General features: G+C 69.1%; 6 protein-coding genes and 1 pseudogene. All 7 read left to right on the forward strand.

All coding sequences use genetic code 11. The annotated features are described in order from the left end of the window. The coding region (locus L810_RS04040) for a type VI secretion system contractile sheath small subunit (protein WP_042973126.1) at positions 1-213 on the forward strand (213 nt) is incomplete at its 5' end. Continuing rightward, on the forward strand, positions 206-1,714 hold the full coding sequence (gene tssC, locus L810_RS04045; RefSeq protein WP_021157087.1) for a type VI secretion system contractile sheath large subunit: 1,509 nt from the start codon (positions 206-208) through the stop codon (positions 1,712-1,714). The genes L810_RS04040 and tssC, both read left to right, overlap by 8 nt. Before the next feature lie 71 nt (positions 1,715-1,785). Beyond that, on the forward strand, positions 1,786-2,277 hold the full coding sequence (locus L810_RS04050; protein WP_027791618.1) for an Hcp family type VI secretion system effector: 492 nt from the start codon (positions 1,786-1,788) through the stop codon (positions 2,275-2,277). A gap of 16 nt (positions 2,278-2,293) precedes the next feature. Further along, positions 2,294-2,842: a type VI secretion system baseplate subunit TssE gene (gene tssE / locus L810_RS04055; RefSeq protein WP_021157089.1), complete on the forward strand. Its 549-nt coding sequence runs from the start codon at positions 2,294-2,296 to the stop codon at positions 2,840-2,842. Positions 2,843-2,846: 4 nt separating this feature from the next. Continuing rightward, entirely contained in the window at positions 2,847-4,718 is a 1,872-nt protein-coding gene (tssF, locus tag L810_RS04060; protein ID WP_021157090.1) for a type VI secretion system baseplate subunit TssF, read from the forward strand. Then, entirely contained in the window at positions 4,715-5,809 is a 1,095-nt protein-coding gene (tssG, locus tag L810_RS04065; RefSeq protein ID WP_021157091.1) for a type VI secretion system baseplate subunit TssG, read from the forward strand. Before tssF ends, tssG begins: the two co-directional genes overlap by 4 nt. 12 nt (positions 5,810-5,821) lie before the next feature. Further along, positions 5,822-6,350: pseudogene (locus L810_RS04070) on the forward strand (Clp protease N-terminal domain-containing protein); the annotation flags it as partial.

The raw sequence follows: 6,350 nt of genomic DNA on the forward strand, positions 1-6,350 counted from the left end.
GCGATCGCACGCAACGTCGACGCGCTGCGCCGGCTGCTGGAGGCGCGCACCGAGCTGTCGAACCTGCTGTCGTACATGGACGGCAAGCACGGTGCCGAGCAGCTGATCGAGCGCGCGATCAACGATCCCGACTTGCTGAAGACGCTCGTGCGCGAACCGCACGCACCCGCGCAGGGCCGCGACGCGGCTCAATCGGAGGCCCGCGATGAATGATCCCGTCCAGTCCCGCGCAGACGCACGCGATGCCGCGCAACCGGCCGTCGCACACGACGAATTCGCGGCGCTGCTGCAGAAGGAGTTCAAGCCGAAGACGGCCGAGGCGCGCGAATCGGTCGAGCGCGCGGTGCGCACGCTTGCGCAGCAGGCGCTCGAACATACGGTCGGCATGACGACCGACGCATACGGCAGCGTGAAGCAGATCATCGCGGAGATCGACCGCAAGCTGTCCGAGCAGATCAACCAGATCCTGCATCACAACGAGTTCCAGACGCTCGAAGGTGCGTGGCGCGGGCTGCATTACCTCGTCACGCACACCGAGACCGACGAGCTGCTGAAGATCAAGGCGCTGCCGGCGTCGCGCAACGAAGTCGCGCGGATGCTGAAACGCTACAAGGGCGTCGCGTGGGACCAGAGCCCGCTGTTCCGCAAGATCTACGAGGAGGAATACGGGCAGTTCGGCGGCGAGCCGTTCGGCTGCCTGGTCGGCGATTTCCATTTCAACCACAGCCCGCCCGACGTCGAGATGCTCGGCGAGCTGTCGAAGATCGCGGCGGCCGCGCACGCGCCGTTCATCGCCGGTGCGTCGCCGGAGTTGATGCAGATGGATTCGTGGCAGGAGCTGTCGAACCCGCGCGACCTCACGAAGATCTTCCAGAACACCGAATATGCGGCGTGGCGCAGCCTGCGGCAGTCGGAGGATTCGCGCTACATCGGGCTCGCGATGCCGCGTTTTCTCGCGCGGCTGCCGTACGGCGCGCGCACCAACCCGGTCGACGAATTCGACTTCGAGGAAGACACCGACGCCGCGAACCACGACCGCTACACGTGGGCGAACTCGGCGTACGCGATGGCCGCGAACATCAACCGCTCGTTCAAGCAGTACGGCTGGTGTTCGTCGATCCGCGGCGTCGAATCGGGCGGGGCGGTCGAAGGGCTGCCGAGCCACACGTTCCCGACCGACGACGGCGGCGTCGACCAGAAATGCCCGACCGAGATCGCGATCAGCGACCGCCGCGAGGCCGAACTCGCGAAGAACGGCTTCATGCCGTTCGTGCACCGGAAGAACTCGGATTTCGCGGCGTTCATCGGCGCGCAGTCGCTGTACCAGCCGGCCGAGTATCACGATCCCGACGCGACCGCGAACGCGCGCCTGTCCGGCCGCCTGCCGTACCTGTTCGCGTGCTGCCGCTTCGCGCATTACCTGAAGTGCATCGTGCGCGACAAGATCGGCTCGTTCCGCGAACGCGACGACATGGAGCGCTGGCTGAACGACTGGATCATGAACTACGTCGACGGCGACCCCATCAATTCGTCGCAGGAAACCAAGGCGCGCAAGCCGCTCGCGGCCGCGCAGGTGGTCGTCGACGAAATCGAGGACAACCCCGGCTACTACACGTCGAAATTCTTCCTGCGGCCGCATTACCAGCTCGAAGGGCTTACCGTGTCGCTGCGGCTCATCTCGCGGCTGCCGACCGCGAAGGCGGCCAACGAATGAGCGGCGGCACACGCAACGATTGGACTTCAACGCGGCATTCATCCTGACATCGCACTGAAACGGAGACGGTTATGGGCGTGGCAATGTTTATGAAGGTGGACGGCGTGACCGGCGAATCGGCGGACGCGCAGCACAAGGGCTGGACCGACATCCAGTCGTTCACGTGGGGCGCGAGCCAGCCGGGCGCGATGGCGAGCGGCAGCGGCGGCAACGCGGGCAAGGCGAGCTTCAACGACCTGGTCGTCGCCGCGTACATGGACAAGGGGGCACCCGCGATCATCAAGAACTGCGCGAACGGCAAGCATTTGTCGTCGGTCGAGATCTCCGCGTGCAAGACCGGTGGCACGCAGGTCGAGTTCATGCGCGTGACGCTGCAGGAGGTGCTCGTCACGTCCGCGCAGGTCGCGGGGATCGATCCGGGCGACGTCGCCGACCGCCTGATGATGCACTACGGCTTCCAGGCCGCGAAGGTGAAGAAGCAGTACTGGCAGCAGAACGACAACGGCGGCAAGGGCGCGGAGGTGACCGTCGGCTGGAACATCAAGGAAAACACCGAGATGTGACGGCGCGGAGACGACCATGGACGACCCGCGAACCCGCGACGGCCGGGAGGGCAACCTGCGCGACCGGCTACAGCCCGCGCTGCTCGACCGGCTCACCGACGACACGCCGCAGCGCGCGAGCGAAGCGCCCGGCGCGCAGTGGATCGGCACCGAACGCCTGCGTGCGGCCGTGCTGCGCGATCTCGCGTGGCTGCTCAACACGCGCAACGCCGAGGACGGTTTCGTCGACTGGCCGGCGTTCGCGCACGCGCAGGCGTCGGTGCTCAACTACGGGATGCGGCCGCTCGTCGGCAAACCGATGTCGGGCGTCGAGCGGATGTCGGTCGAGGCGTCGATCCGCGACGCGATCGTCCGCTTCGAGCCGCGCATCGCGCCCGACAGCATCGACGTTCGCAGCGTGACCGATGCGCCGGGCGGCCGCGCCGGCGAACGGCGTCACAACGTGCTGCTGTTCGAGATTCGCGGCACGCTGTGGTCGATCCCGCATCCGCTCGAATTCGTGCTGCGCTCCGACCTCGATCTCGAGACGGGCGCGATGTCGCTGCAATCCGTGGCGGGAGCCTGACGCGATGGATACGCGCCTGCTCGACTACTACAACCGTGAACTCGCGTACCTGCGCGAGCTCGGCGGCGAATTCGCGCAGCAGTTCCCGAAGGTCGCCGCGCGGCTGCGGCTCAATGAATCGGGGCCGCCCGACCCGTACGTCGAGCGGCTGCTCGAAGGCTTCAGCTTCCTCACCGCACGCGTGCAGCTGAAGATGGACGCCGAGTTTCCGCGCTTCACGCAGGCGCTGCTCGATGCCGTGTATCCCGGTTATGTCGCACCGCTGCCGTCGATGGAGATCGTGCGGTTCGCGCCGATGCTGAACGAAGGCAGCCTCGCGCAAGGCTGGCGGCTGCCGGCCGGCACGGCGCTGCGTGCACGGCTGGCCGCGTCCGAGCAGACCGCGTGCGAATTCCGTACCGCGCACGACCTGACGCTGTGGCCGATCGAGCTGACCGATGCGAGCGTCACCGGCGCGCCGTCGTGGCTGCCGCGCGGTGTCGTCGCCGCACGGCAGGACGTGCGCGGTGCGCTGCGCATCCGGCTGAAGGCGCGCGGCGGCGCCAGGCTGTCGCAACTGCCGCTCGACCGGCTGACGTTCCATCTCGCGGGCCCCGAGCGCGACGCGCTGCACCTGCTCGAATTGATCGCCGCCCATGCGCTCGGCGTCGTGTGCCACGATCCGGCGCAGCCGCCGCGCTGGCTGCATACGCTCGATGCCGACGCGATCGTCCACGAGGGTTTCGATCCCGCGCAGGCGATCCTGCCCGACGACGGCCGCAGCTTCCACGGCTACCGGCTCCTGCGCGAGTATTTCGCGTTTCCGGCGCGTTTCCTGTTCTTCAGCATCGGCGGGCTGCGTGCCGCGCTCGCACGCGCGACCGGCGACGAGTTCGAACTGACCGTGCTGTTCGACCGTCACGACGCGGCCCTCGAAGCGGCCGTCAGCGCGCGCCACCTCGCGCTGAACTGCACGCCGGCCGTGAACCTGTTCGCGCGCCGCGCCGATCGCATCCAGTTGCAGCCGGGAGCGCGCGAACACCATGTCGTCGTCGATCGCAGCCGGCCGCTCGACTACGAGGTCTATGCGGTGCAGCGCCTCGCGAGCGAGCAGCGCGACGACGGCCAGTCGCGCGAATTCCGGCCGTTTCACGCGTCGTTCGCCAGCGACGACGGCAACCACGGCGCGTACTACACGGTGCGGCGCGAACCGCGGCTCGTCTCCGCCCAGGCGCGCGCGAACGGCACGCGCACCGGCTACGTCGGCAGCGAGACCTACGTGTCGCTCGTCGACAGCCAGTGCGCGCCATACGACGAGACGATGCGCTACCTGGCGGCCGACACGCTGTGCACCAACCGCGACCTCGTGCTGCTGCAGCCGCCCGGTGACGCGAACACGTTCACGCTGCGCGTGTCGGCCCCGGTCGACAGCATCGTCGCGATCCGCGGCCCGTCGCGGCCGCGCCCGCCGATCGCGGATGCGCAAACCGCGTGGCGGCTGATCCGCCATCTCGGGCTGGCGCGCCACACGCTGACCGATCTCGACGACGACGAGGGCGCGCATGCGCTGCGCGAACTGCTCAGCCTGCATGCCGACCCGGCCGATGCCGCGATGCGCCGGCAGATCGACGGCGTGCTGCGCGTGGCGTTCTCGCCGGTGTTCCGCCGGCTGCCGGCGTCCGGCCCCCTGATGTTCGGGCGTGGCGTGCAGGTCGACGTGACCGTCGACGACCATGCGTTCTCCGGCGAGAGCCCGTTCCTGCTCGGCGCGGTGCTCGAACAGTTCTTCGCGCGCCACGTGTCGATCAACGCGTTCGCCGAATGCGTGCTGACCAGCGCGCAACGCGGCACGCTCGCGCACTGGCCGGCGCGTGTCGGCAGGCGTCCCGCGATATGAAGCGCGACATGTCTCCGCGTACCGGAACGGCCACCGAAGCCGCACGCCGCGACGCGTGGTGGGCGCGCCTGCGTGCCGCGCCGCACGGTTACGACCTGTTCCAGGCGCTGCGCTGGCTCGATGCGCTGTCGCCCGGCCGCGCGCCGCTCGGCCATGCCGTGCGGCCGCGCGACGAGCCGGTGCGGCTCGGGCAGCGACCGTCGCTCGCGTTCGCGGCGTCGATGCTTGCCGGGGTGTCCGACGACGGCACCGTGCCGCCGCGCATTGCGATTCACGGATTCGGGCTGTTCGGCCCGAACGGGCCGCTGCCGACGCACCTGACCGAATACGCGCACGAACGCGCCGCGCAGCACGACGACCCGACGTTTGCCGCGTTCGCCGACCTGTTTCATCACCGGCTGATCCTGCTGTTCTACCGCGCGTGGGCCGACGCGCAGCCGACGGTGAGCCTCGATCGCCCGGAACGCGCGCGCTTCGACGGGTATGTCGCAAGCCTGATCGGCCGGGCGGCACAGGGCGACAAACCGGCCGCGCAAGCCAACGCCGATACCGACACGCTCGCGCCGCATGCACGTTATTTCCATGCCGGCCATCTCGTCCGGCACACGCGCAACCCGGAAGGGCTCGTGCAGATCCTGCGCCGGCATTTCGGTGTCGAGGCCCGCATCGTCGAGCACGTGCCGCAGTGGGTCGCGATCGAACGTTCGCAGCGCTGCACGATCCGCGCGACTCGGTCGACGCTGCGGGTCGGCGCCGTCGCGCTCGGCATCGCGGTGCGCGATGCGCAGTCGCGCTTCCGGATCGTACTCGGCCCGCTGTCGCTCGACGCGTACCGCCGCTTCCTGCCGGGCGGCCCGCATGCCCGGCAGCTTGCGCACTGGGTGCGCGAATACGTCGGCATCGAGTTCGACTGGGACGTGCAGCTTGAACTGGCGGCCGACGCGGTGCCGGCGATCGCGCTCGGCGCGCCCCAGGGCATCGGTCGCACCGCTTGGCTCGGGCAGCGGCTCGAACCGGGCCCCGCGCGTGACCTCGTCGTCCGCTACGACGTGCGGCGCGGCGGCGTACCCCTTCATCGCGAAACCGCCTAAACGGGAACCGTCATGTCCGATATCGGCCGCGCCAACCTGTTCGGAAAACTGAATCCGTTCCTCTACGAAACGCTCGAGCAGGCGACCGGCTTCTGCCGGCTGCGCGGCAACCCGTACGTCGAGCTCGCGCACTGGTTCAAGCAGATGCTGCAGCGGCCCGACGGCGACCTGCAGCGCGTGCTGCGCCACTTCCGGATCGACGATGCCGCGATCGATCGCGGGCTCGTCGCCGCGCTCGACAAGCTGCCGCGCGGCGCGGGCTCGGTGTCGGATCTGTCCGTGCATATCGACGACGCCGTCGAACGCGCGTGGGTGTACGCGACGCTGAAGTACGACGCGACGCGCATTCGCGGCGCGGTGCTGCTGCTCGCGATCCTGAAGACGCCGCAGTTGCGCAACGTGCTGCTGGCGATCACGCGCGAATTCGAACGCATCGTGCCGGACGTGCTCGCCGATGCGCTCGAATCGATCGTCGAAGGCTCGCCCGAGGCGCCGCCGGCCGGGCAAGCGGCGCCGGGCGGCGGCACGGCGTTGCGCGGCG

The organism is Burkholderia sp. AU4i (assembly GCF_000466765.1).
Classification (GTDB): domain Bacteria; phylum Pseudomonadota; class Gammaproteobacteria; order Burkholderiales; family Burkholderiaceae; genus Burkholderia; species Burkholderia cepacia.